The following is a 24,033-nucleotide window of genomic DNA, read 5'->3' on the forward strand; positions in this document are numbered from 1 at the left end:
GCGCACGCCGCTTCCCCGGGCCGAGTGGCGCGCGTACAGGTTGTCCCGGCCTGGGCGCGCCAGCAGGATGAGCCTTCCCAGCCAGGTGAGGAGTCGTGCGATGGCGTTCGAGGTCGGCATAGTCGCCCTGACGATGGTGAAGGCGGACCGCGCCCGAGAGTTCGAGGACTGGGTGCGCTCGGTGGTCGTCCCCGCCGTGAGCCAGCAGCCGAGCTTCGCGGGCCGGTGGCGGCTGGTACGCGCAGGCAGCGGGCAGGACCCGGTCCCCTACGCCTTCCAGTTCGACGGATCCGACCTCGACGAGTTCGATTCCGAACCCGCGCTCGTCGCAGCGCTCGGCGAGGAGCGAGCACAGGCCGAGATCGCTCGGTTCGAGGCGATGCTCGCGGCGGAGCAGACACTGCTCGTCTTCTCACCGCCGATCATCGAGGGCTGACCGGCGATCAGCGGGTCGGGCCGACCTGATCCTGCCGTTCGCGAGCGCGCCGATGCCGAACAGGTGCCGGAGCCGTCGGCAGCGCGCCGGCGCAGCTAGGCGCCAGGCGGTGCATACGCGGCCTGGCCGGTCCTCGCCCGGTCGAGGACGCCTTGGATCCGGTCGGCGGGGATCAGCTCGTGGGTCTCCAGCCGCGAGAACGCGCCCGAGCCGGTCACGGCGAGGCTGACCGCTGCGGCAGCGGCGGAGTCGGGGAGATCGGCGATGACGAAGCCGTCATGCTCGCCGAACATCCAGTAGTAGCTCTCCAGCCGTCCGCCGACAGCCTCGCAGAGCTTGCCGACCACCGCCGCCCGGTCGCTCGGCCGCTGCATCGCCGCCGCCACGGTCTCCGGCTTGAGGTCGAAGAAGACGAGGAACTTCATGACGCACCTCCTGGCTCATCGCCCGGCACGATCGCACGCGGGACCACGAGGCGCCAGAGGTTCTCGACTCCCATCCGGACCCGGCTGCAGCCCTCCTCGTTCTCGAATCGTGGACCTGGTTCGGACTCCTCATCACCGCCGGCGGGCGAGCGCTCGAGGTCCAGCTCGCGGCCCTCACACCGGAGGCCGCTCCACGAGCACGTCGACCTGCTCGAACGTCGGCTGCTCGATCAGCGTGCCGACGCTCGCCCCGAGTGCCTTGGCGACCTCCCCGTCGAGGTGGGCCTGCCGGCCCGACGCGTCGGGGAACGCATCGAAGATGCCGAAGGAGGTCGATCCGAAGCGCAGGGCGAACCAGCGCACGGTGTCCGGTTCCTGCTGGACGAGGGAGCGCCCCTGGCGCAGGAGGTCGACGACCTCCTGCTCCTTTCCCGGCTTGGCCTCGAAGCGCACCAGGAGCGCGACGCTCACATCACGGGCCATGGTCTGTTCCTCCCCTGCCGCGCACGGTGCGGCCTCCTCGAAGCGCCGATCCCGGGCGCTGGGCTCTCAACACCGACAGCACACCTCGGATCACGTCGCGTCGCATCGGCAGAACGACCGAGATCCACGACCCGTATCGGTCGATCTACCGATGCGCCGGGGAGCACGGAAGCGTTCACTCGGCCGCAGCGAACCTCCTGGGTTCGTGGTCGGCCCGTCGAGCTCCGGACGCGGGAAGCGGAGCGGCGGCGAACGCCGACCTCCAGCGACGGAAGGGGCGGACCGTGTCGAATTCGTTCGGGTCGTTCGACGACCTGGTGTCGCGGTTCTTCGGCGGACAGGACCCGTTCAGCGTCCTGGGTTCGCGCGGCGGGACCGCGTCGCCCCCGGTCCAGCGGGTGGACCTGTCGCAGGCCCTGTCGGACGGCGCCCGCGACCTGGTCACGCGCGCGGTGCGACAGGCGGCGGACTGGGGCAGCAGCGACGTCGACACCGAGCACCTGCTGTGGGCCGCGACGCAGGAGCCGGAGACCCGGCGCGCCCTCGAAGGTGCCGGTGCGGACGTGGATCGGCTCGCCGCGCAGGCGGAGCAGGTCGCGGAGCACGGCGGGCGCTCGGCGGAGGGAGCGCCCCCGCTCACACCTGCGGCGAAGCGCGCGCTGCTCGATGCGTACCGTGAGGCGCGCCAGGGCGGCTCGTCGACGATCCAGCCCGTGCACATCCTGTTCGGGCTCGGCAACAACCCCGAGACGATCGCAGCGCGGCTGCTGGACCGGGCGCTGCCGGACCCGCGAGGGGTCCGCTCCCCGGGAGAGGGCGGGCAGCCGGAGCGCGGCGGCCGGCAGGCGGAGGGCGGACCGGGGAGCACGGCCACGCCGACGCTCGACCAGTACGGCCGCGACCTCACGCAGGCGGCGCGGGAGGGCCGGCTGGACCCCGTCGTCGGACGGGAGGACGAGGTCGAGCAGACCCTCGAGATCCTCTCCCGGCGCACCAAGAACAACCCCGTGCTCATCGGCGACCCCGGCGTCGGCAAGACCGCGATCGTCGAGGGCATCGCGCAGCGGATCGTGAACGGCGACGTGCCCGAGTCGCTGAGGGACCGACGGGTGGTCTCGCTCGACCTCTCCGGCATGGTCGCGGGCAGCAAGTACCGCGGCGAGTTCGAGGAGCGGCTGAAGAACGTCATCGACGAGGTGCAGGCCGCCGACCGCGACGTGGTGCTGTTCATCGACGAGCTCCACACCGTCGTCGGTGCGGGCTCGGCGGAGGGTTCGATGGACGCGGGCAACATGCTGAAGCCCGCGCTCGCGCGAGGCGAGCTGCAGGTCGTCGGCGCCACCACGGTGGACGAGTACCGCAAGCACATCGAGAAGGACGCGGCGCTGGAACGGCGCTTCCAGCCGATCCTCGTCCCGGAGCCCTCGGTCGACGACACCATCGAGATCCTGAAGGGCCTCCGCGACCGGTACGAGGCCCACCACCAGGTGCGCATCAGCGACGAGGCGATCGTCGCCGCGGCGGAGCTCTCCGACCGCTACGTCACGAACCGGTTCCTGCCGGACAAGGCGATCGACCTCATCGACCAGGCGAGCGCGCGGGTCCGGCTGCGCAGCACCACGGCGCCCGCCGACACCCGGGAGCTCGAGGAGCACCTCGCGCAGCTCGATCGGGGCAAGGACGCCGCCGTGGCGGCGGAGCAGTACGAGCGGGCCGACCAGCTGAAGCGCGACGCGGAGGAGGCCCGCGGCCGGCTCCAGGAGGTGCGGGAGCGGCGCACGGGCGTCGTGGCGGTGACGCCGGAGGACATCGCGGAGGTCGTGTCACGGGCCACCGGGATCCCCGTGGCGCAGCTGACGGAGGAGGAGCGGGAACGGCTGCTGCGCCTCGAGGAGACGCTGCACGGCCGTGTCGTGGGCCAGGACGAGGCCGTCGGAGCCGTCGCCGAGGCCGTGCGCCGCGCACGGGCGGGCCTCGCGGACCCGAACCGTCCCGTCGGCTCGTTCCTCTTCCTCGGGCCGACCGGTGTCGGCAAGACCGAGCTGGCCCGCGCCCTGGCGGAGGCGCTGTTCGGCGACGAGAACCGCATGGTGCGCTTCGACATGAGCGAGTTCCAGGAGCGGCACACCGTCTCCCGCCTCGTCGGCGCCCCTCCCGGGTACGTCGGGTACGAGGAGGCGGGGCAGCTCACCGAGGCCGTGCGCCGCACCCCCTACACGGTGCTGCTGCTCGACGAGATCGAGAAGGCGCACCCGGACGTGTTCAACACCCTCCTGCAGCTGCTCGACGCCGGTCGGCTGACCGACGCGCAGGGCCGCACGGTCGATTTCAGCAGCACCGTCGTCATCATGACGAGCAACGTCGGCGCCGACCGCATCCTCGCGGCCACCCGTAGGGGCACCCCGGTGGAGGACCTGCGGGAACCGCTGATGCAGGACCTCGGGCAGCGCTTCCGCCCCGAGTTCCTGAACCGCATCGACGAGATCATCATCTTCAGCGGGCTCGACCGGACGCAGGTGCGCCGGATCGCCGACCTGCTGCTGGAGCAGACGCGACGCCGTCTGCGCGCCCAGGACATCATCCTCGACCTGTCCGACGGGGCGCTCGACTGGCTGGCCGACCGCGGCTACCAGCCCGAGTTCGGGGCGCGGCCCCTGCGCCGCGCCATTCAGCGGGAGCTGGACAACCAGCTCTCGCGGCAGCTGCTCGGCGGCGCGGTCCAGCCGGGCGACACGGTCACCGTCACCGTCCGCGACGGCGGTCTCGCGTTCGAGACGCGCCGGCCGGACGCGGCCACCCCGGCCGAGCACGCTTCCACCCCCGAGAGGAGCACCACATGACCACCACGGCAGGCGGAAACGCCACCGCGATCACCGCGGACGCCACCAAGCTGCAGCCCGGCCAGCAGCCCACCCCCGACACCAGCCCCGTCGGCCCCGACGACAAGGCGGTCATCGCGACCTACCGCACACTCGACGAGGCGACCGCCGCGGTGCAGCAGCTCGGTCAAGCCGGCTTCCCCGTCGAACGGGTCAGCCTGATCGGGCAGGGCCTCACCAGCGAGACCCGCGTGCACGGCTTCGTCAGCGTGGGCGACGTCGCGAAGAGCGGCGCCGGCTTCGGGGCGTGGGCCGGCGGCCTCTTCGGGCTGCTCACCGGGGCGGCGGCGCTCTTCATCCCGGGCGTCGGCCCCCTGCTGATCCTCGGTCCCCTCGCCGCCGGTGCGCTCGGGGCCCTCGAAGGCGGCGCGCTCGGCGCCGGCATCGGCGCGCTCGTCGGCAAGTTCGTGGAGCGCGACCGCATCCCGAAGTACGAGCAGGTCGTCAAGACGGGCGGGTACGTGCTCGTCGTCCACGGCTCGGAGGAGGAGGTCGCGCGGGCCGAGCAGATCCTCAAGGGCACCGACAGCGACGACGTCGAACGCCAGGACGCCCACCGGTCGTGACGAGCGCGTCCGTGCCGACCGGCCCGGAGGCCGTGCTCGGCCTGATCGCCGCTCCCGGCGCGCCCGCGCAGCTGGCACCGGTTCTGGCCAGGGACCTGCCGGCCGCCCTGTCGGCCCGGCTCCCCGGCACCGCCTGGCGGGTGGAGGTGCACGAGGACGGGCTGGTCCGGCCGCCGGCCGGCGATGCCGAGATCGTCGACGCGGCGCGCGAACGGCTGCTGCGGCAAGGCCTCGACCTGGCGGTCGTGCTCACGGACCTGCCGCTGCGGGTCGGCCCGCGCGCGGTCGTCGCGCACGTCAGCCCGCTGCATCACGTCGCGCTGCTCAGCGTGCCGGCGCTCGGCGCGGTCACCGTCGCCCGTCGTGCTCACGACGCCCTCCTGCGCCTCGTCGACGGGCTGCTCGGCGAGCCGGAGGACGCCGTCGCGCGCACCGCGTCCTCCCGCACGAGCCGCCTCGCTCGACGGGCGCGGCGGCTCGCCGTCGACGAGGACAGCACCCTGCCGACCCTGCGCCTCACGGGTCTCGTGCTGATCGGCGATCTGCGGCTGCTCTCGGGGATGGTCCGCGCGAACCAGCCCTGGCGGCTCATCGCGCGGCTGTCCCGCGCCCTCAGCGCTGCCGTCGCGGCCGGCGTGCTCGCGCTCGTCACGTCGGACGTCTGGCGGCTCGCGGATGCGCTCGGACCCCTCCGGCTGACGCTCGTCGGCCTGGCCTCCGTCGCCGCCATCGCGGCATCGCTCGTCATCGGCGCGCAGCTGTGGGAGCGCGCCCGGTCGCCCCGCGCACGCCAGCAGGTCGTGCTGTTCAACCTCGCGACCCTCGCCACCGTGCTGATCGGGGTCGGCGCCCTCTACCTCGCCCTCCTCCTGCTCGCCCTGCTGGCAGCGGGCCTGCTGCTCACGCCCGCGCTGCTCGCCCAGGGCCTGCGGCATCCCGTGGACATCGGCGTCTACCTGCGGCTCGCCTGGCTCACGGCCTCCCTCGCCACCGTCGGTGGCGCACTCGGCGCCGGCCTCGAGTCCGACGACGCGGTGCGGGCAGCCGCGTACACGCGCCGGACCAACGAGACCACCGAGGCCCTGCCTCACTGATCCCACAGGCGCAGGTGAGCCCCGCCGGTCGGCGCCGGGCGTCAGAGACCGAGGGCCTTCGCCTTCGCCGCGTCGTAGTCCTCCTGCGTGATGAGCCCGGCGTCGAGCAGCTGCTTCGCGCGGGTGAGGACGACGACCGGGTCCTCGGCGGCCGGAGCGGCGGCCGCGGGGGCCTGCGGCTCCGAGGGGCTGCTCGCGGCGACGCCGGCGACCGGTTGCTGCAGGCCGCCGAGGCCTGCGGCGCCCGCGGCGAACCCCATGCCGAGGATGCCGCCGGTGCCGGCGTTCTCACCCGCCGACTCGAACCCCTGGGCCACCGAGGCCTGGAGGTTCGCGTTGCCGCGGGCACCCGAGAGCGCGTCCGCGCGCTGCACGGTCCGCAGCAGCTCACGCGTGTTCGCGTCGTACTCGATCGCGACGATCGCCACCTGCGCGATCTCGAGCCCTCGTGCGGTGCGCCACTGGTGGTTCGCCTCGACCGCGGCGGAGAGGCTCTGCGCGAAACCGGTCGAGTCCTGCTGGATGCGCGTGATGCGGTTCCCCTTCGCAGGGTCGTTCGTGTACATCGAGAACGCCGGTGCGAGCGAGCCCACGACCTCGTTGAAGAGCTGGGTCGCCGCGTCGTTGTCGCGGTCCGTGAAGTCGAAGACCCGGCCGTTCTGCAGGTAGGCGGCCGGCATCCAGCTCTTCACGAACAGGATCGGGTCGACGATCCGCAACGTGTAGGTGCCGCGCGTGATCGCTCCCACCTGCGCGTTCAGGTAGGCGTCGTCCCAGTAGATCTCGGACTGCGTCCCGAAGCGGTTGTTCGGCAGCTCCTTGAGGGCGACGAAGAAGGCCTGCTGCTGCGACGAAGGCCGGCCGCCGAACTTGAAGCGCTCCCAGGACGTGAGGATCAGCGAGTCGACGACGTCGCCGCTCGTGAAGATCCCCTGCGAGTCCTGGGCGTACGAGCTCCACTCGTACCCGCCGGGCTCGGACGCGAACCCGGTGATCGCGCCGTCCTCCATGAGCACCAGCCCGTAGCCCGGCGGCACGACGATCTTCGATCCGTTCGTGATGACGTTGTCCGACCCACGCGTGTTGGATCCGCGGCCGGCGTTCGTGCCCCGCGGCACGGCCGGGAACACCGCGGCCGTCGCGGGAAGGCCGTTCGGGACCGTGTAGAAGTCCTTCCACTGGTCGGCGAACGTGCCGCCGACCGCTCCGACTGCCGCCGCGATCAGTCCCATGTGCCCACTCCCTGCCTGCCGACGCGAACGCACCGATGATGGCCGCCATGCGGGGCACTGTCGATAGGGAGCCGCCCGCCCCGGCCGAAGGAGCCGTTGAACCGGGATCCCGGCCTTCACTAACGTCAGGTCCGTCGGGCCGACGGAGGCCCTCCGGCGGCTCCCGCCGGGCTCCGCTGCCCGCCTCGGAGAGGTCGGCCATGGAAGTCCTCGTCTGCAGCTGGTGCCGGCTCAACAACGCGCCCGACGCGACCCAGTGCGCCACCTGCGGGGCGCCGCTGGACGCCGACGACAAGGTGTCCGACTCGGGTTGGCGCGAAGCGCCGCGACTGAAGGACATGGAGAGGTTCAGCTTCTCGGGGTCCACCCTGCAGGTGGAGGGGAAGTACGTCCCGGTCGCCGAGATCGAGCTGCACCCGAACGACCACGTGTACTTCGAGCAGCACACGATGCTCTGGAAGGATCCCCAGGTCCCGCTGGCGCAGTACAACCTGCCCGCGAGACGCCGTGCCCACGGCATGCCGTACTCGGTGCTGACCGCGAGCGGCGCCGGGCGGATCGCCTTCTCCCGCGACGCACCCGGCGAGCTCGTGGTGATGCCGATCCACGCCGACACCGAGCTCGACGTGCGCGAGCACGCGTTCCTGCTCGCCTCGCACGCGGTCGACTACACGTTCCAGCGCATCAAAGGGCTGGCGAACCTGCTCCATGGCGGAAGCGGCATGTACCTCGACCGCTTCTTCGCGAAGGGGGAGCCGGGGATGCTGATGCTGCACGGCAACGGGGACGTGCTGCAGCGCACGCTCGGGGCCGGTGAACGGCTCCTCGTGGAGCCCGGCACGTTCCTCTACAAGGACGCCTCCGTGACGATGAACACGGTCGCGCTCCCGGGGATCAAGGTGGGGCTGCTCGGCGGCAAGATCTGGGTCGCGGAGATGGTCGGGCCCGGCCGCGTCGGCATCCAGTCCATGTACCACCACAGCAGCTCGGAGGACTGAGGCGGCCATGAGCGGCGAGCAGCAGGCGCCTCCCGGCTGGTACGACGACGGTCACGGCGAGCGACGGTGGTGGAGCGGCCGCGACTGGACCGACTACGTGTGGGACGCCGCGAGCGGCGAGCAGCGCATCCGGCCGATGGCGCCGACCACGGAGGGCATGAGCACAGAAGGGGGCACTGCCGAGGCGACCGCCGTGGCCGACGTCGCGGAGACGGGCACCGCGGCGGCCGCCACCGCCGCCGCGAGCGGATCCGGCGCCGGGATCTCGACCGCTGCCGCATCCGCCTCGGCAGGTGGCTACTGGTGCCCGTACTGCCGGCAGACCGGCACGCTGGGGTCCCGCGGCGAGTGCCTCTCCTGCGGGGCGCACGCCCGGGTGCAGGAGATCGTGTCCGACTCCGGCTGGGAGGAGCTGCCGGGCGCCGAGGACATGGCGCACATCCAGATCGGCCGGTCCTCGGTGCAGATCGCAGGCGACTACGTGCCGATCGCCGAGTTCTCGCTGGTCGACGGTGACGCGATCTGGTTCCCGCACTACAAGCTCACCTACGCGGAGGAGCAGGTGCAGCTCGGGAAGCACGCCGACGGCAACGGCTTCCTGAACCGGGTGCGATCGGGGATGACGATGACGCTGCTGAGCGCACAGGGTCCAGGCCGCATCGCGCTGTCCGACAACCACATGGGCGAGATCGTGGCGCTCCCCATCGACGACGGGCACGGCTACTGGGTCCGCGACCACGTCTTCCTCGCCGCGACGCCCGCAGTCACCTATCGCCCGCACAAGAACGACCTGTGGCTGAAGTTCCGCAAGGACAACGGCAAGGAGACCGAGTACGAGGTCGAGTACCCCCTCGGCCGGTACGACGAGCTGTTCCACGCCCAGGGCGGCCCGGGCCTGCTCCTGCTCCACTCCCCCGGCAACACGATGTTCCGCGACCTCGGCGTCGGCGAGACGATCCGCATCCCGCCTCAGGCGCTGCTCTACCGCGACCTCTCGGTGACGCCCTACCTCGTCGCGGAGTACCCGTCGACGACGGGCTGGTTCGCGTGGTTCACGACGCAGAACTACGAGAACCGGCACCTCTGGCTGTCGCTGACGGGCCCGGGCCGGGTCGCGATCTCGTCGAAGTACGAGAAGGAGCACGCCCACCCGTACCCGATCGTCGACGGCACGGTGCAGTTCCACCGCTGGTGACGCCGATCGGCGTCGATGGACGCGCGGCGAGCCCGACGGTCGGCTCTCGTAGTCTCGGCGCAGCCTCGGAAGGGATTCGTCGATGAAGCTCCTGCTCACCTCGGCCGGCGTCAAGAACGCGAGCATCCGCGACGCGCTCGTCGACCTGCTCGGCAAGCCGATCGCCGAGTCGACCGCGCTCTGCATCCCGACCGCGATGTACGGCCACCCCCGCGCGGGCCTCGATCGGGCCTGGCAGTTCGTCGCCGGCCGCTCCGCGGAGCCGATGACGGATCTCGAGTGGAAGTCGGTGGCGCTGCTCGAGCTCGCGGCGCTGCCGAGTCTTCCGGCCGAGCAGTGGACCCCGTGGCTCCGCGATGCCGACGTCCTGCTGTTCAGCGGTGGCGACGCGCTGTACCTCGCGCACTGGGTGCGGGAGTCCGGGCTCGAGGACCTGCTGCCGACGCTCGAGCAGACCGTCTGGGTCGGCATGAGCGCGGGGAGCATGGTCACGGCGCCGAGCGTGGGCGAGGACTTCATCCAGTGGCGCAAGGGCGAGATCGAGGACCGCGCGCTCGGCCTCGTCGACTTCGCGATCTGCCCGCACCTCGCCGAGGACGGCATGCCGGGCAACACGATGGCGGAGGCCGTGGCCTGGGCCGAGACCATGCCGTGCCCGTCCTACGCGATCGACGACCAGACCGCCATCCGGGTCGTCGATGGACGGGTCGACGTGGTCTCCGAGGGCCGCTGGGAGCGGTTCGGCGGCACGGCCGCCTGACGTCGCCGCGGAACCGGGCGGCTTCCGAGATTCCGGGCGTCGTTCCGCGCCCGCGATGTCGGAACGCGCCCGGGATCCACCAGGCGGGTGCCGGCAGCAGGCCGTCGTGGTCGAGCCGCACCGGGACGCCGTCCAGCAGGTCGTCGCTCGGCTCGACCTCGAAGCCGAGCGCGCGGTGGGACGCGGACGATCCCCCGTTGCCCCTGCGATGCGCCCGGCCCTGTGGGAGCAGCGGGAATGGAGCGAGCGCCTGCGACGTGCCCGTGCACGCGGTTCCAGAGCCCCCGCGGCCTCGACCTCTCCGCGCTCAGCTCGTCGGGCCCGACGGGCTCGCGGCCCCGTCCCTGCGCCACAGCCGCGCGGGCCACCAGAGCGCCCGGCCGATCTCGAGCGACGCGGCCGGGACGAGCAGCGTGCGCACGACGATCGTGTCGAGCAGCACGCCGAAGGCGACGATGAACGCGATCTGCACGAGGAAGAGGATGGGGATCACGCCGAGCGCGGCGAAGGTCGCTGCGAGCACGACGCCGGCGGACGTGATCACGCCGCCCGTCGCGGTGAGCCCGGTGACGATCCCGCGGCGCGTGCCCCGCCGCTTCGCCTCCTCCCGCACCCGGGTCATGAGGAAGATGTTGTAGTCGACGCCGAGCGCGACCAGGAAGACGAAGCCGAACAGCGGGACTGAGGGATCGGCCCCGGGGAACCGGAAGCCGAACCGGAACGCGAGCGCCGCGACCCCGAGCGTGGCGCCGTAGCTGAGCACGACGGTCGCGATGAGCAGCAGCGGCGCGACGAGCGACCGCAGCAGCAGGGCGAGGACCACGAAGATGACCGCCAGCACGATCGGGATGATCGTGCGCAGGTCGCGCTGGGCCGTGACGTTCGTGTCGAGGTCGAGCGCCGACGTGCCGCCGACCTTCGCCGTCGGCGCGATGGGACGGAGCCTCGACCGGACCGTCGTCACCGCGTCCTGGGCGGTGCGCGAGTCGGCCTGGACGGTGAGCGTCGCCTCGATCAGCACCCGACCGCCCACGACCTTCGGCTGCGGCGCCGGAACCCCCGGCATGCCCGCGGGCGGCCCACCCCGGGTGCCCGTGTAGACGCTCGCCGAGGCGATGTGCGGCACCTGCTCGACCGCGTGGAGGACGCGCGTCGCCGATGCCTGCGGCGCGAGCACCACCACCGGGCTGCCGCTGCCTGCGTCGTAGTGCCGCCCGAGCTCCTTCTGCCCGGCCACCGACTGCGACGGGCTCAGCAGGGTGTCGGTCTGGGGCACGCCGTTCGCCTGCAGCTGCGTGAGGCCGAGGGCGAGCGCGCCGAGGACCACGGTCGTCGCGATCCAGAGGATCCGGGGCCGTCGTTCGACCCCGCGGCCGATGCCGCTCCAGAGGCGTCCCGCTCGCGGCTCGTCGGCGGTGGCGGCCGCGGGGTCGTAGTAGCGCGGGATGAGCGGCCAGAACGCCGCGCGGCGCAGCAGCGCGAGGATCGCCGGCAGCGCGGTGACGGCGGCGAGGAACGCGAACGCGATCGCCACGGCGGCCACCGGCCCGAGCCCCTTGTTCGAGTTGAGGTCGGAGAAGCCGAGGCAGAGCACCGCGAGGATCACCGTGGCGGCGGACGCCGCGATGGGCTCGATGGCCCGCTTCCACGCCGTCCACAGCGCGCGCCAGTGGCTGCGCTCCGTGCGCAGCGCCTCGCGGTAGCGGGCGACGAGCAGCAGCGAGTAGTCCGTCGCCGCGCCGATCGCGAGGATGGCGAGGATCCCGCGGCTCTGGCCGGTGATCGTCACCCAGCCCGCCTTGCCGATGCCGTAGACGACGAGGATGCTGCCGGTGAGCGCGAAGCCCGAGGTGAGCAGCACCACCACCGGCAGCAGCAACGAGCGGTAGACGACCAGCAGGATCACGAACACCGCTGCGAGCGCCACGAGCAGCAGCACGCCGTCGATGCCGCTGAAGCCGGCGCCGAAGTCCGCGCCGATCGCGGCGGGGCCCGTGACCCAGCTGCGCAGCCCTGGGCTCTCGTGGCCGGCGACGGACCTGCGCAGCGCGTCGACGACCACGCTGCCGTCCGCCGATGCGCGGACGGTCGCGATGATCTCGAGCGCCTTCCCGTCCTTCGACGGCAGCGGCGGCGAGGCGGACGTGACGTCGTGGACCGCGCGCAAGCGAGACGCTTCGGCGGCGACCGCCTGCCGGTCGGCGGCGATCAGGCCGCTATCGCGGACGAACAGGACGACCACGGGGATCGTGTCGGAGCCGAAGAAGTCCTTCTCCCGGTTCTGCACCACGGTCGACTCGGCCGTCGCGGGCAGGTAGGAGGTCTGGTCGTTGTTCGTGACCTCGGAGATCGTGCCGAAGGTCGGGCCGCCTCGCGCGGACACCGCCATCCAGGCGGCGACGAGGACGAGGGCGGCGAGCACCCGCAGCACCCGCACCCGTCCCGATGTGCGGGAGCGCGCACCCTCCGCGGGAGCGGGAACCGCCTGGCGGCTCATGCGGCGTGACCGCCCGTCCGTCCTGGAAGCGTCTGCGTCACGGCCGGCGGCGGCCTCAGGAGCCGAGCGGCCCCCGCACCACCGACCGGCCGGAGGGTGCGGGGTCGCCGTCGTGCGGCTCGACGGAGATGTCGATGTAGGAGTACTGCTTCAGGTCGACGTGCTCGGGCAGCGGGAACTCCCCCGCGCCGTCCTTCAGGAAGCCGACCTCGACCCGGCGCCCGGTCGCGGCGTCCATGAGCCAGACCTCGTGCCCGGCCGACGCGCTCGGCTTCAGGTTCGTGGTCACGACGACCACACGCCGCCCGTCGGGGTACTGCTCGATGTCGGCCCGCCCGGAGGCGCCGGGGAACCCGGGCAGGTGCGAGAGCACGGCTTCGGCGACGATGCGCGGCTGGTCGACGTGGGCGATCCCGATGCCGGCCGTGATGCCGGCGGCGAGCAGCACCACGGCGGCCGCGACGGCGAGCAGCACGAGGCGGCGACGGGACCGGCGACGCCGCGCGACGTGCGGAACGGCGCGCGGCGCGTCATCGGGGACCGGCCGCTCGAGCACCGCCACGGGCGCCACGTCGGCGGGAAGGTCGAGCTCGGCGGCGACGGCGTCCCAGACGCGCGGCGGCGGGCTGACGAGACGGTCGAGCTCGAGCACGGTGCGGCCGACGGCCGCGGCGCTCGCGAGCTCGCGGATCAGCTCGCGACACTCCGCGCAGTCCGCGATGTGGGCGCGCTCCTCGTCCGTCGCGGCGTCCTCGCCGAGGGCGAGCAGCGCGAGGACGTCAGGGTCGACGTGCGTCATCGCTCACCCCCAAGCGATCGCGCATCCGCGTGAGGCTGCGGCGGATGTGGCTCTTCACGGTACCGAGCGGCAGCCCGAGCCGCTCGGCGATCTGCAGGTGCGTCAGGCCGTCGAAGAAGGCGAGCCGCACCACCTGCTGCGCCTCGGCCGGCAGGCGCTGCAGCTCGTCCGCGACGAGCAGCCGGTCGGCGAGGTCGGACTCCTGCCGCGTCTGCTCCTCGCCCTCGAGGCGCTCGGTCAGCTCGGCGAGCCGGACGCGGGCGGCGATCGCGTCGGCGATCGCGTGCTTCGTGATGCCGACGAGCCAGGCCGGCACCCGCGAGCGGTCCGGGTCGAAGGTGCCGCGGGATCGCCAGGCGGCGACGAAGACCTGCTGCGTCACGTCCTCCGCCTCCCCCGGGTCGCCGAGCGAGCGCAGGGCGAGCGTGTGCACGAGGGCCGACCACCGGCTGTACACCTCGGCGAGCGCGCGGGGATCGCCGGAGGAGAACGCGCGGCTCAGCGCGTCGTCGTCGTCCTCGTCCATCCGCAGCCCGTCCGGCGCCGCCGCCCTGCGCGTCAGTACCGCGCTCATCATGGCCCACCGATCGGTGCCGGGCAGCGGCTGGAACGGGTCCAGCCGCTGCCCGGCGGGTTCACCAGCGGATCGCGCCGCTGGGTCGCTGCGGACTAGTCCTCGCCGCCGTGGGTGTAGACGGTCTGCACGGCGAGCATCAGGTTGCCCGCCTTCGCGCTGCCCCAGGCGTAGACGATGGTGTCCATGCCCTCGTCGAGCCGCACCTTCGCGGGACCGATGACCGGCTTCGTCGTGCCGGCGAGCGCCACCGCGGCGCTGTAGGTGCCCTCCTTGACGCGGAGGATCCGCTGACCCGGGTTCGTGAGGCCCTTGATGATCGCCGATCCGTTCGCGAGCACGTCGACCGCCGGCGCGGCGGCGTCGTGGCGCACGATGAGGCGGCCGCTCTCGTCCGCCGTCGGCGCGAGCGGGTTGGTGTAGAGCGTCGCGGTCGGCGCACCGCTCGCGGTGAGGTGCGCGGCGACCGTGTAGTTCTGGTGCGCGGCGAAGCGCACCGTGAGGGGGCCGATGACGGGGTGGCGGTCGTTCGTCGCCGACGCGGCCGTGATGGTGATGGTGTAGCTGCCGGCCTTCACGTTGAGCGGGCCGGCGAAGGTGCCGGGCTGGAAGTCGTTCAGCAGGCGGTGGTGGTTGACGTACACGTCCACGGGCGTCTTCGGCACGGCGTGCAGGATCGACACGACGGCGGTCGTGGAGTCGCTGGTGGTGGCTGCCTGCGTGGGCACGATCGCGCCGACCGCAGCGACGGCGCCGACGGTCAGACCGGTCAGGAGCGAACGGATTCGCACGGGGATCTCCTCGGGTTGGGGGGTTGAGGCGGCCTGTCGTCGCCTGCTGACCTGTACTTCTGCCGCGGAGGCCCTCCTGGATGCGCGGAAGGCTGTGAGTTCGCCGGGCGATTCGCGCGTGGATGCCGCGAGCGACGGTCGCACCGGTCTGGTCAGGTCGGTTCCTCCCGCTGCGCGAGGATCCCGACACGCGGAAGATCCAGGTCGCCCCGCGGAGTCGGCGACGCATCCGGGCCGAGTCGTTCGGGGCGGGGCTCGATCGTCGCGGTCTCGGCGTCCCCGCCGTCATTCCTGACCTCGCGACGTGATGGGACGAGGCGGCCGACGGCCTCGATCCCCGCGGTCATCGCCCGCTCTGCGGCGCCGCCACCTGAACGGGGATGCCTCCAACTGGGGCGCCCGTCGCTCCGCGGCGCGCGCCTCCGCTCCGAATAGTTTTCGCGCGACCTCGTCAGGGAGCCCTGACGCGAGGTCAGCGCATGGAAGCGCCGCACGACCGATGGATTGGACCGCAGGATGGCCTCGAGCAAGCACCGGCAGGGCACGGGCAGGCGCGTGAGGAGCGCCCGTCACGTCGGCCGCGCGCGCCGCTGGTCGCTCGGATCGAAGATCCTCTCGGCCACCGTCGGCGTGCTGCTCGTCGGCACCGCCTCGTACGCGGCCACGAACTGGTTGGTCGGTCTCGCCGGCGGCTCGAACGCCCTGAGCAAGGCCGGCTCGGTCTCCAACGTGACGATCGTCGCGACGACGACGCCGTCGCCGTCGAACCTGCTGTACCCGGGCGGCACGGGTGACGTCGTGGCGAAGATCACGAACCCGAACTCCTTCCCCGTGACGGTCACCGGGGTGAACCTCCCGACGAGCACCACCTACGGGGCCGGCTACAGCGACGCCGCGCTCTCCGCGGCTGTCACCGGCTGCGACGCGACGACCACGGCGACGGGCAGCACGGTCGCGTGGAACTTCGCGACGGGCACGAGCGGCACCGCCCACACGCTGACGACGCCGCTCGTCGTCGCGGCGAACGGCAACCTCACCGTGACGTTCACGAGCGACGCGATCATGGGCACGAACTCGCCCTCGGCCTGCCAGAACGCCTACTTCTCGATGCCGTCGCTCACCGGTATCGCGGCGAGCGGCGGGTCGGGCACCGCGACCGCGTCGCCGGCGACCGACGCCTGGACCAGCTGAGCGGGTCTTTGGACGGCGGACGCGACGGGAATCGGGTCCGCCGCGGGATCGAACGAACGGAACGACCGGGATGGCGCTCAGGATCCGGCTGTGGCTCGCCGCCGCGGTCGCCGCTGCCCTCCTGACGACGGCGTCCGCCTCCTTCGCGACCGCCTGGGCCGTCACCGCCGCCGGCGCGAAAGGACAATCCGCCGCCTCGGCATCGCCCGCACCGGTACCGTCGCCCACCAGCTCCTGCACATCGAGCAGCAGCCAGACGATCGTCGTCACCTGGACCGCCGTGGCCCACGCGACGAGCTACGCGATCTTCGCGAACGGCTCCGGCACCGCGACGGCGACGGTGACGGCACCGAGCACCGCCTGGACGAGCGCCTCGCTCGCGAACGGCACCTACTCCTACAAGGTCCAGGCGTCGGTCGGGTCGAACTGGGTCGCGGCGCAGTCCGTCGCCACCGCGACACGGACCATCGCCTCGAGCAACCCCAAGTGCGTGTGACCGCGCCTCGGCCGCCGAGCCGAGCGGTGCGTCGGCAGGGCCTCCCGCTCCTCGGGCCCGGCCGGGCGAGACGGTCTGGTGCCCACCTGGTGAGGAGCACCGGCACCGACGGCTGATCCGAGCGGCGCGGGACGTCCCCCGCCGACGAACCGGCGCGTCACCCCTGGCGGCCGGCTGGGTCCTCGAAGTCGACGAACGCCGAGTGCACGTCGCCCGGATCGCCCGGCATCTCGTCGCGCTGCCCGGTCAGGACGTGGACGCGGCGCTCCAGCTCGGCGACGACCGCCTCGACCCCTGGCAGCTCGACGCCCTCGAGGCTCACGTCGTTGTTGTCGGTCACCGCGATCTCGCTCGCCGGACCCAGCAGCAGGCTCGCCTCCTGGACCCGCCCGTTCGCGGCGACCGGCAGGGTGACCGTGTCGGTCGTGCCGGACTGCCCGAGATGCATCGCGTAGTCGAGCAGCGCCGCGGCGATCCGCCCGTCGGTCACGGCGATGTCCGAGCCCGCCATCGAGATGCGCTTCACCTGCGGCTCCTTCCGTCGGCCGAGCCTCCCGGAGCAGGCTGGGAGGTCCGGGTGACGCAGCCGCGCCGCTGCTTCACGTCGGGGATGCGGGCGCGGATCGACCGGCTCGGCGGAGCGCTCCGGGCCTACCCTGGACGGGACGGCGCCCGCCGCGCCGGCGACGAGGGAGGTGCCGCCCGTGGTCCCGGTCCGTGTGCTCGGCCTCGCCGTCGACGCCCGCATGCAGCCCGTCGTGCTGCTCACGCCGCTCGTGCACGACCGCGGTCCGCGCACGCTCGTGCCGATCTGGGTCGGCGCGCAGGAGGCCGCCTCCATCTCGATCGCGGTGAACGGCGAAGAGGCCCCGCGACCGTTGTCGCACGACCTCATGCAGCGCCTGCTCGAGGCGGTCGACGCGAGCGTGGACCGCGTCGCGGTCACCCGGATCGAGGAGGGCACGTTCTACGCGGAGCTCAGCCTCACGACGACGGCCGGACGCCTGACGCTCGACTGCCGACCGTCCGACGCGATCGCGCTCGCCTCCCGCGTCGGGGCGCCGCTCTTCGTCGCCGAGGCGGTGCTCGACGACGCGGGGGTGCTCGAGGAGCCGGAGGGCACCGAGGAGGAGCCCGTCGAGGCCGAGGAGGAGGTCGCCGAGTTCCGGCGGTTCCTCGCCGACGTCGACCCGGAGGACTTCCAGGGCTGACCCGCGCCCGGCAGGATCGGCTTGGCCCCCCGGCCGCCGTCGGCCGGGGAAGGGAGCGCCCATGACGATCGAGGTCCCGGACCGGCCGACCGCGGACGGCCCCGCGCCCGACCGGCACGACGTCATCCGCGTGCGCGGTGCGCGGGAGCACAACCTGCAGGACGTCGACGTCGACATCCCGAAACGGCGCCTCACCGCCTTCACGGGGGTGTCGGGCTCCGGCAAGAGCTCGCTCGTCTTCGGCACGATCGCGGCGGAGTCGCAGCGGCTCATCAACGAGACCTACAGCGCCTTCGTGCAGGGCTTCATGCCCACGTCGGCGAGGCCCGACGTCGACCTGCTCGAGGGCCTGACGACGGTGATCGGGGTCGACCAGGAGCGGATGGGCGCGAACGCCCGGTCGACGGTCGGCACCGCGACGGACGTGAACGCGATGCTGCGCATCCTCTTCAGCCGCCTCGCGGAGCCCCGCATCGGTGGCCCGAACGCCTTCTCGTTCAACGTGCCCTCGATCGTCGGCAAGGGCGCCATCTCGGTCGCCGGCGGCAAGGCGGTGTCGCGCACCTACGAGCGCGCGGGAGGCATGTGCCCGCGCTGCGAGGGCATGGGCAGCATCACGGACCTCGACCTCGCCGAGATCGTCGACGAGTCGCGCTCGCTCGCCGACGGCGCCATCCGCGTGCCCGGCTACACGCCCGACGGCTGGCAGGTGCGCATGTACACGGAGTCGGGGCTCGTCCCCGCGGACGTGCCGGTGCGCGACCTCACGGCGCGGCAGCGCGACGACCTGCTGCACAAGGAACCGACGAAGGTGCGCCTCAGCAACCTGAACCTCACGGTCGAGGGGCTGATCCCGAAGCTGCAGAAGACGATGCTGTCGAAGGACGTCGACGCGATGCAGCCGCACATCCGCGCCTTCGTCGAGCGGGCCGTGACGTTCACGTCCTGCCCGGAGTGCGGTGGGACCCGCCTCGCGGCCCCTGCTCGGGAGGCCCGGATCGCGGGCGTGAGCATCGCGGACGCGTGCGCGATGCAGATCAGCGACCTCGCCGACTGGATGCGCGGCCTCGACGCGCCCGCGGTCGCCCCGCTCACCACCGCGCTGACCGCCGCCCTCGACTCGTTCGTCGAGATCGGGCTCGGCTACCTGTCGCTCGACCGCCCGACCGGCACGCTCTCGGGCGGCGAGGCGCAGCGCACGAAGACGGTGCGGCACCTCGGGTCGGCGCTCACCGACATCACGTACGTCTTCGACGAGCCGACGGTCGGTCTCCACCCGCACGACATCGAGCGGATGAACCGGCTGCTGCTGCGGCTGCGCGACAAGGGCAACACGGTCCTCGTCGTCGAGCACAAGCCCGAGGCGATCACGATCGCCGACCACGTCATCGACCTGGGGCCGGGCGCCGGCGCGGCCGGCGGCCGCGTCTGCTTCACGGGCACCGTCGACGAGCTGCGGCGCAGCGACACCGTCACCGGACGGCACCTCGGCGACCGCACGGCGCTGAAGGACTCGGTGCGCACGCCGACGGGACGGATCGAGGTCCGCGACGCCACCGCCCACAACCTGCAGCACGTCGACGTCGACATCCCGCTCGGCGTGCTCGTCGTCGTCACGGGCGTCGCCGGATCCGGCAAGAGCTCGCTCGTGCACGGCTCGTTGCCCGCCGGCGTCGACGTCGTGTCCATCGACCAGACGCCGATCCGGGGCTCCCGCCGCAGCAACCCCGCCACCTACACCGGGCTGCTCGATCCGATCCGCACCGCGTTCGCGAAGGCCAACGGGGTGAAGCCCGCGCTGTTCAGCCCGAACTCCGAGGGCGCCTGCCCGGTCTGCAACGGCGCCGGCGTCGTCTACACCGACCTCGGCATGATGAGCGGCGTCTCGACGACCTGCGAGGAGTGCGAGGGCCGGCGGTTCCAGGCGGCGGTGCTCGAGCACCGGCTCGGCGGTCGCGACATCGCCGAGGTGCTCGCGATGCCGGTCACCGAGGCGGCGACCTTCTTCGGCAGGGGTCCCGCGCATGTCCCAGCCGCGCACGCGATCCTCGGCCGGCTCGACGACGTCGGGCTCGGCTACCTCGCGATCGGGCAGCCGCTCACGACGCTGTCGGGCGGCGAGCGGCAGCGGTTGAAGCTCGCGAACCGGATGGCGGAGCCGGGCGGGATCCTCGTGCTCGACGAGCCGACGACGGGCCTGCACCTCGCCGACGTGGCGCAGCTGCTCGGCCTGCTCGACCGGCTCGTCGACGACGGCCGGTCGGTGATCGTCGTCGAGCACCACCAGGCGGTGATGGCGCACGCCGACTGGATCATCGATCTCGGCCCCGGAGCGGGCCGCGACGGCGGCCGCATCGTCTTCACCGGCACCCCGGCCGACCTGGTGACGCAGCGCTCGACCCTCTCGGGGCAGCACCTCGCGGTGTACGTGAGCGCCTGACCCCGGGCGGCGGGACCGGCAGGGCGCCCCTTCTGGGGCTGCATCCCGGGCCGGACCCGTCCCTACGCTGCGGCCATGACCCAGGTGGCCGCGCCCGTCGCGGAGCGCACGCTCACGCCGATCCGGCACGCGGACCGGCGCCGCGTGGTCCTCGCGCTGCTCGGCGCGTTCGCGCCCGCCTACCTGACCGCGATCCTCATCGGCGGCATCGACAAGGCGCTGCCGCTGCTCGTCGCGACCGCCGGCGCGTTCCTCGCCACCGAGGCGGTGTCGTGGCGCTTCGCCGGCGTCCGGCTGCGTCTCGACGCGGACGGCCTGCTCGAGCACGGCCTGCTCCGCACCCCGCGCCGGGCCCGGATCGGCGACGTCGCCTCCGCGCTCGTCGTGCCCATCTACGACCCGCACACCCTGCAGCCGCGGCGCCACCTGTTCCTCCTCGACGGCCGCGCGCGCACCCTGTTCCGGATGCGCGAGGGCGCCTGGAACGACTCGTGCCTCACCGACGTCCTCGCGCACTTCGACGTGCCCCTGGAGACCACCGACGAGCCGGTCACGCTCTCCGAGCTGCGCTCCCGGCACCGCCACCAGCTGCGCTGGCACGAGCGGCACCCGCTGCGGGCGACCGCGGTGTTCGTGCTCGCCGGCGCGGCGCTGTGCGTCGCCGTCGCGCTGGGGCCGACGCTCTCGCTCGGCTGAGCCCTCAGACCCCGTACTCCGCCGCGAGGCGCGCCCCGGCCTGCTCGAGGAACCGCGCCGGCGACCCGATCGCGGCCGAGGCGGAGCCCGCGAGGTCGGCGAGCGCCACGGCGGCGCGCCAGCCGTCCGTCGGCGCATCGATCGATCCCGCGACGAGCAGCGGCGCGACGCCGGCCGCGAGCGCGAGCAGTCGCACCCGCTCCGGCGCCTTGCCCGCCGTCGTCTGCCGGTCGTAGCGCCCCTCCCCCGTGACGACCGCGTCGGCGCCGACGAGCGCGCCGGGCAGCCCTACCCGGCGGGCCACCTCGGCCGCGCCGTCGACGATCGTCGCGCCCCAGGCCGCCGCCCCGAACGCGAGACCGCCGGCCGCGCCGGCGCCCGCCGCGCACGGATCGACCGGCAGCGCGCCGGCGAGCACCTCGGCGAGGCGTGCGAGGTTGCGCTCGAGCACCGGGAGGTCGACCGGCCCCGCGCCCTTCTGCGGCCCGAACACCGCGGCGGCGCCGTCGGGCCCGAGCAGCGGGTTCGTCACATCGGTGAGGATCCGGGCGCCGCGCACGGGAAGCGGCACGAGGCCGCGGACGTCGACGCGGTGCAGCACCGCCAGGCCCGCGTTGCCGGGCGGCACGGGCTCACCGGCCGCGTCGAGCAGCCGGGCACCGAGGGCCGTGAGGAACCCCGCGCCGCCGTCGTTGGAGGCGCTGCCGCCGACGGCGAGCAGCACCTCGTCGCTGCCGGCCTCGATCGCGGCCCGCACCGCGCGCCCGAAGCCGAGGGTGCTCGCCAGCGCGGCCCGGGCGGGGTCCGGCGGCCCGGACCGGTCGGCGAGGGCGAGCCCGCCGGCAGCGGCGAGCTCGACGAGCGCCGCCCCGTCCGGCAGCGCGAGCCAGGGCCCGGTCACGGTCCCTCCCGCAGGCCCCGGCACGTCGAGCAGGTGCCGCACCCCGCCCCCGGAGGCCTCGACCGCGTCGAGGGTGCCGTCGCCGCCGTCCGCCACGGGCAGCGGCACGAGCACGTCGGCCGGTCGCACCGATCGCCAGCCCGCGGCGAGCGCCTCGGCGGCCGCAGGGGCGCCGAGGGAGCCCTTGAACGCGTTCGGCGCGAGCACGACGGTCGCCATGGCAGGAGTCTGTCCCACCAGGGCGACCGTCGCCGCGCCGGGCGTCAGGCCGAGGTCGTGCTCGAGGAGGCGGCCGATGCGGAGGTGAGGTCGTAGACCGTCACCCCGCCGATCGTCGACGACGAGAAGTGCGCCTCGACCCAGGTCGCGATCCGCGCTGCGGCATCCGAGCCGCCGTTCGCGCTCCCGCCGCGCATGCCGGAGGCGATGAACCAGTGCACCTTCCCGGCGGCGACGTCGGCCTGGAACCCGGCCAGCGTCGGCGACGGGTCGCTGCCGTTGAAGCCGCCGATCGGCATCACGGCCTCGCCGGAGGCGAGCTGGTAGGCGGCGGCGTTCTGCGAGCCGATCGCGGCGGCCGCCCAGGTGTACCTGCCGGCGTCCTGCTGCAGCGCGGTGACGAGCGCGCTGCTCACCGTCGTGCTGCCACCGAGGAGACCACCGGCCGCGCCACCGGGCGCACCGCGGAAGCCGCCGTTGGTGCCGGCCTGGCCGCCGAACGCGGGCGGCTGCCCGGTCGGCCCGCCGAACGCCGGCGGCTGACCGCCGCCGAAGCCGTTCTGGCCGCGGAAGCCACCGCCCTGCGCGAAGGCTCGGCCGCCGGGACCGGCGGTGCCGCCGAAGCCGGTCGTGGTCGCCGGGCCCGCGGTGGGCAGCGAGCCGGTGTGCGCGGTGAAGGTGGTCTCGACGGCGTACGCAGCAGGCCCCGCGAGGCCCGCGACGAGCGCCGCGACCACGGCGACCGGCGCGAGCCGCGCAGCGACCGGGCCGATCACGAGCGCGACGGCGGCGACGATCCCCGCCACGGCGACGACGACCTTCAGCCACGGCAGGAATGACGGCGCGCCCGACAGCAGCACGAACGCCCAGGCCGCCGTCATGACGACGATCGCCGCCGCCGTGATGCGGGCCCGCAGCGCCGCGCGGCGCCGCCACAGCAGCCCCGCGCCGATGCCGACGAGGCCGCCGATGGCGGGCGCGAGCGCGACGGAGTAGTAGGGGTGGATGATGCCGGCGCCGAAGCTGAACGCGAGGCCGGTGACGAGCAGCGTGCCGCCGAGCAGCAGCACCGTGGCCCTGGCGGGATCGACGCGCGGGCGCCGCCACAGCACCACGAGCCCGACGACCAGTGCGGCGAGCGCGGCGGGCAGCAGCCAGCTGATCTGCGAGGCGAACTCGCTGCTGAGCAGTCGCAGCACGCCGGTCTGACCCCACATGCCACCGCCGGTGGTGCGGCCGCCCGCGCCACCCGTGACGGAACCGGTCTCGTTGCCGGTGAGACGCCCCAAGCCGTTGTAGCCGAAGGTGAGCTCGAGGAAGTCGTTGGTCTGGGAGCCGCCGATGTAGGGCCGGGCGCTCGCGGGCACGAGCTCGACGATCGCAACCCACCAGCCGGCCGACACGACGAGGGCGCCGAGTGCGCCGAGCAGGTGCAGGAACCGCGTGCCGAGGCGTCGCGGCGACGCGAGCAGGAAGACGCCGGCGAGCACGGGCACGACGAGGAAGGCCTGCAGCTGCTTCGTGAGGAACCCGAAGCCGATCGCGACGCCCGCCCAGAGGATCCATCGGGCGCGACCGTCCTCGACGGCCCGCAGGGTGAGGTAGGTGGCGAGGGTGACGAGCAGCACGAGCAGCGCGTCGGGGTTGTTGAAGCGGAACATGAGCACGGCGACAGGGGTGAGCGCGGTCGCGGCGCCGGCGACGAGCCCGGCGCCCGGGCCGAACGAGCGCCGGACGATCGCGACGACGAGCGCGACGGTGAGCACCCCCATCAGTGCCTGCGGCAGCAGGATGCTCCACGGGCTGAGGCCGAAGACGCGGACGGACAGCTCCATGACCCAGAGCGATGCGGGCGGCTTGTCGACGGTGATCGAGTTCCCCGCGTCGGACGAGCCGTAGAGGAAGGCCTCCCAGCTCGAGGAGCCGGCCTGCACGGCCGCTGAGTAGAAGGCGTTCGCCCAGCCGCTCGCGGCGAGATCCCAGACGTCCAGGACGGCGGTGACGGCGAGCAGGCCGAGGAGGCCCGGGCGCACCCAGGCGGCGTCGGTCCCCCGGCCGCGCCAGAGGTCGCGGGGCAGGGCGCGGAGGCGCGCGCCGATCGCGACCGGGCGGCGGGCGGGGGCGGTGGTCGTGGTCGAGGTCGTGGTCAC

Annotated in this window: 22 protein-coding genes; 12 read left to right on the top strand and 10 right to left on the bottom strand. The window is 73.4% G+C overall.

What is annotated here, in order from left to right; genetic code table 11:
• The first annotated feature begins 100 nt into the window (after positions 1-100).
• Positions 101-436: a hypothetical protein gene (locus tag QDR37_RS04670; RefSeq protein WP_279712422.1), complete on the top strand. Its 336-nt coding sequence runs from the start codon at positions 101-103 to the stop codon at positions 434-436.
• Positions 437-531: 95 nt separating this feature from the next.
• Here the strand turns inward: QDR37_RS04670 and QDR37_RS04675 are convergent, their stop codons facing one another.
• Both QDR37_RS04675 and QDR37_RS04680 read right to left on the bottom strand, forming a co-directional pair.
• On the bottom strand, positions 532-861 hold the full coding sequence (locus tag QDR37_RS04675) for a GYD domain-containing protein (protein ID WP_279712424.1): 330 nt from the start codon (positions 859-861) through the stop codon (positions 532-534).
• A gap of 174 nt (positions 862-1,035) precedes the next feature.
• A complete protein-coding gene (locus QDR37_RS04680; RefSeq protein ID WP_279712425.1) occupies positions 1,036-1,344 on the bottom strand; it encodes an antibiotic biosynthesis monooxygenase in 309 nt (102 codons plus the stop codon).
• A gap of 284 nt (positions 1,345-1,628) precedes the next feature.
• Here QDR37_RS04680 and QDR37_RS04685 point away from each other — a divergent pair, with 284 nt between their 5' ends.
• From QDR37_RS04685 to QDR37_RS04695, 3 genes are read left to right on the top strand one after another with little or no spacing between them, the layout of a single operon-like run.
• Positions 1,629-4,184, top strand: a complete 2,556-nt coding sequence (locus QDR37_RS04685; protein WP_279712426.1) for an ATP-dependent Clp protease ATP-binding subunit — start codon at positions 1,629-1,631, stop codon at positions 4,182-4,184.
• Positions 4,181-4,789, top strand: coding sequence for a general stress protein (locus QDR37_RS04690; RefSeq protein ID WP_279712427.1), 609 nt, complete (start codon positions 4,181-4,183; stop codon positions 4,787-4,789). The genes QDR37_RS04685 and QDR37_RS04690 overlap by 4 nt, the downstream gene beginning before the upstream one ends.
• A complete protein-coding gene (locus tag QDR37_RS04695) occupies positions 4,786-5,883 on the top strand; it encodes a hypothetical protein (protein ID WP_279712428.1) in 1,098 nt (365 codons plus the stop codon). The genes QDR37_RS04690 and QDR37_RS04695 overlap by 4 nt, the downstream gene beginning before the upstream one ends.
• Before the next feature lie 41 nt (positions 5,884-5,924).
• Here QDR37_RS04695 and QDR37_RS04700 read toward each other — a convergent pair whose 3' ends face one another.
• Positions 5,925-7,115: an SPFH domain-containing protein gene (locus QDR37_RS04700; protein ID WP_279712429.1), complete on the bottom strand. Its 1,191-nt coding sequence runs from the start codon at positions 7,113-7,115 to the stop codon at positions 5,925-5,927.
• Positions 7,116-7,315: 200 nt separating this feature from the next.
• Here QDR37_RS04700 and QDR37_RS04705 point away from each other — a divergent pair, with 200 nt between their 5' ends.
• The 3 genes from QDR37_RS04705 to QDR37_RS04715 all read left to right on the top strand — a co-directional run bounded on the left by QDR37_RS04705 (position 7,316) and on the right by QDR37_RS04715 (position 10,068).
• On the top strand, positions 7,316-8,113 hold the full coding sequence (locus QDR37_RS04705; protein WP_279712430.1) for an AIM24 family protein: 798 nt from the start codon (positions 7,316-7,318) through the stop codon (positions 8,111-8,113).
• Positions 8,114-8,120: 7 nt separating this feature from the next.
• Complete coding sequence (locus QDR37_RS04710; RefSeq protein ID WP_279712432.1) at positions 8,121-9,308, top strand: AIM24 family protein; 1,188 nt, start codon at positions 8,121-8,123, stop codon at positions 9,306-9,308.
• An 82-nt stretch (positions 9,309-9,390) separates the two neighbouring features.
• Positions 9,391-10,068: a Type 1 glutamine amidotransferase-like domain-containing protein gene (locus QDR37_RS04715; protein ID WP_279712434.1), complete on the top strand. Its 678-nt coding sequence runs from the start codon at positions 9,391-9,393 to the stop codon at positions 10,066-10,068.
• A gap of 307 nt (positions 10,069-10,375) precedes the next feature.
• Here QDR37_RS04715 and QDR37_RS04720 read toward each other — a convergent pair whose 3' ends face one another.
• From QDR37_RS04720 to QDR37_RS04735, 4 genes are all read right to left on the bottom strand, one after another.
• Positions 10,376-12,565 (bottom strand): MMPL family transporter, encoded by a 2,190-nt coding sequence (locus QDR37_RS04720; protein WP_279712437.1) that lies wholly within the window; start codon positions 12,563-12,565, stop codon positions 10,376-10,378.
• Between the two features lie 55 nt (positions 12,566-12,620).
• Positions 12,621-13,364, bottom strand: coding sequence for an anti-sigma factor (locus QDR37_RS04725; RefSeq protein ID WP_279712438.1), 744 nt, complete (start codon positions 13,362-13,364; stop codon positions 12,621-12,623).
• Positions 13,345-13,938 carry a sigma-70 family RNA polymerase sigma factor gene (locus tag QDR37_RS04730; RefSeq protein WP_279712439.1) on the bottom strand — a complete coding sequence of 198 codons (594 nt, stop codon included), beginning with the start codon at positions 13,936-13,938 and terminating at the stop codon, positions 13,345-13,347. Before QDR37_RS04730 ends, QDR37_RS04725 begins: the two co-directional genes overlap by 20 nt.
• A gap of 95 nt (positions 13,939-14,033) precedes the next feature.
• On the bottom strand, positions 14,034-14,729 hold the full coding sequence (locus QDR37_RS04735) for a DUF4397 domain-containing protein (RefSeq protein ID WP_279712440.1): 696 nt from the start codon (positions 14,727-14,729) through the stop codon (positions 14,034-14,036).
• 516 nt (positions 14,730-15,245) lie between these two features.
• Between QDR37_RS04735 and QDR37_RS04740 the strand changes: the two genes are divergently transcribed.
• Both QDR37_RS04740 and QDR37_RS04745 read left to right on the top strand, forming a co-directional pair.
• The gene (locus QDR37_RS04740; protein WP_279712441.1) at positions 15,246-15,920 is read left to right on the top strand and encodes a hypothetical protein; all 675 of its coding nucleotides are present in this window, start codon (positions 15,246-15,248) and stop codon (positions 15,918-15,920) included.
• Positions 15,921-15,990: 70 nt separating this feature from the next.
• On the top strand, positions 15,991-16,416 hold the full coding sequence (locus tag QDR37_RS04745; RefSeq protein WP_279712442.1) for a hypothetical protein: 426 nt from the start codon (positions 15,991-15,993) through the stop codon (positions 16,414-16,416).
• A 157-nt stretch (positions 16,417-16,573) separates the two neighbouring features.
• On the opposite strand, the gene QDR37_RS04750 is transcribed toward QDR37_RS04745, so the two are convergent.
• On the bottom strand, positions 16,574-16,942 hold the full coding sequence (locus tag QDR37_RS04750; protein WP_279712443.1) for a hypothetical protein: 369 nt from the start codon (positions 16,940-16,942) through the stop codon (positions 16,574-16,576).
• Between the two features lie 178 nt (positions 16,943-17,120).
• On the opposite strand from QDR37_RS04750, the gene QDR37_RS04755 reads away from it, so the two are divergent.
• From QDR37_RS04755 to QDR37_RS04765, 3 genes are all read left to right on the top strand, one after another.
• On the top strand, positions 17,121-17,627 hold the full coding sequence (locus QDR37_RS04755) for a bifunctional nuclease family protein (RefSeq protein ID WP_279712444.1): 507 nt from the start codon (positions 17,121-17,123) through the stop codon (positions 17,625-17,627).
• A gap of 61 nt (positions 17,628-17,688) precedes the next feature.
• Positions 17,689-20,067 carry an excinuclease ABC subunit UvrA gene (locus QDR37_RS04760; RefSeq protein WP_279712445.1) on the top strand — a complete coding sequence of 793 codons (2,379 nt, stop codon included), beginning with the start codon at positions 17,689-17,691 and terminating at the stop codon, positions 20,065-20,067.
• 75 nt (positions 20,068-20,142) lie between these two features.
• Positions 20,143-20,763 (top strand): hypothetical protein, encoded by a 621-nt coding sequence (locus tag QDR37_RS04765; protein WP_279712446.1) that lies wholly within the window; start codon positions 20,143-20,145, stop codon positions 20,761-20,763.
• Positions 20,764-20,767: 4 nt separating this feature from the next.
• Here the strand turns inward: QDR37_RS04765 and QDR37_RS04770 are convergent, their stop codons facing one another.
• Positions 20,768-21,883 (bottom strand): glycerate kinase, encoded by a 1,116-nt coding sequence (locus QDR37_RS04770; RefSeq protein ID WP_279712447.1) that lies wholly within the window; start codon positions 21,881-21,883, stop codon positions 20,768-20,770.
• A 44-nt stretch (positions 21,884-21,927) separates the two neighbouring features.
• Positions 21,928-24,033: a glycosyltransferase family 39 protein gene (locus QDR37_RS04775; RefSeq protein WP_279712448.1), complete on the bottom strand. Its 2,106-nt coding sequence runs from the start codon at positions 24,031-24,033 to the stop codon at positions 21,928-21,930.

This window comes from Amnibacterium sp. CER49, from assembly GCF_029846255.1.
Taxonomy (GTDB): domain Bacteria; phylum Actinomycetota; class Actinomycetes; order Actinomycetales; family Microbacteriaceae; genus Amnibacterium.

What these genes read in the sequence shown, in the direction of transcription:
- QDR37_RS04740 (WP_279712441.1), top strand. Translation starts at nt 15,246, where the DNA reads ATGGCCTCGAGCAAGCACCGGCAGGGCACGGGCAGGCGCGTGAGGAGC.
- QDR37_RS04690 (WP_279712427.1), top strand. Translation starts at nt 4,181, where the DNA reads ATGACCACCACGGCAGGCGGAAACGCCACCGCGATCACCGCGGACGCC.
- QDR37_RS04670 (WP_279712422.1), top strand. Translation starts at nt 101, where the DNA reads ATGGCGTTCGAGGTCGGCATAGTCGCCCTGACGATGGTGAAGGCGGAC.
- QDR37_RS04770 (WP_279712447.1), bottom strand. Translation starts at nt 21,883, where the DNA reads ATGGCGACCGTCGTGCTCGCGCCGAACGCGTTCAAGGGCTCCCTCGGC.
- QDR37_RS04680 (WP_279712425.1), bottom strand. Translation starts at nt 1,344, where the DNA reads ATGGCCCGTGATGTGAGCGTCGCGCTCCTGGTGCGCTTCGAGGCCAAG.
- QDR37_RS04745 (WP_279712442.1), top strand. Translation starts at nt 15,991, where the DNA reads ATGGCGCTCAGGATCCGGCTGTGGCTCGCCGCCGCGGTCGCCGCTGCC.
- QDR37_RS04765 (WP_279712446.1), top strand. Translation starts at nt 20,143, where the DNA reads ATGACCCAGGTGGCCGCGCCCGTCGCGGAGCGCACGCTCACGCCGATC.
- QDR37_RS04715 (WP_279712434.1), top strand. Translation starts at nt 9,391, where the DNA reads ATGAAGCTCCTGCTCACCTCGGCCGGCGTCAAGAACGCGAGCATCCGC.
- QDR37_RS04730 (WP_279712439.1), bottom strand. Translation starts at nt 13,938, where the DNA reads ATGAGCGCGGTACTGACGCGCAGGGCGGCGGCGCCGGACGGGCTGCGG.
- QDR37_RS04720 (WP_279712437.1), bottom strand. Translation starts at nt 12,565, where the DNA reads ATGAGCCGCCAGGCGGTTCCCGCTCCCGCGGAGGGTGCGCGCTCCCGC.
- QDR37_RS04760 (WP_279712445.1), top strand. Translation starts at nt 17,689, where the DNA reads ATGACGATCGAGGTCCCGGACCGGCCGACCGCGGACGGCCCCGCGCCC.
- QDR37_RS04705 (WP_279712430.1), top strand. Translation starts at nt 7,316, where the DNA reads ATGGAAGTCCTCGTCTGCAGCTGGTGCCGGCTCAACAACGCGCCCGAC.
- QDR37_RS04725 (WP_279712438.1), bottom strand. Translation starts at nt 13,364, where the DNA reads ATGACGCACGTCGACCCTGACGTCCTCGCGCTGCTCGCCCTCGGCGAG.
- QDR37_RS04675 (WP_279712424.1), bottom strand. Translation starts at nt 861, where the DNA reads ATGAAGTTCCTCGTCTTCTTCGACCTCAAGCCGGAGACCGTGGCGGCG.
- QDR37_RS04710 (WP_279712432.1), top strand. Translation starts at nt 8,121, where the DNA reads ATGAGCGGCGAGCAGCAGGCGCCTCCCGGCTGGTACGACGACGGTCAC.
- QDR37_RS04700 (WP_279712429.1), bottom strand. Translation starts at nt 7,115, where the DNA reads ATGGGACTGATCGCGGCGGCAGTCGGAGCGGTCGGCGGCACGTTCGCC.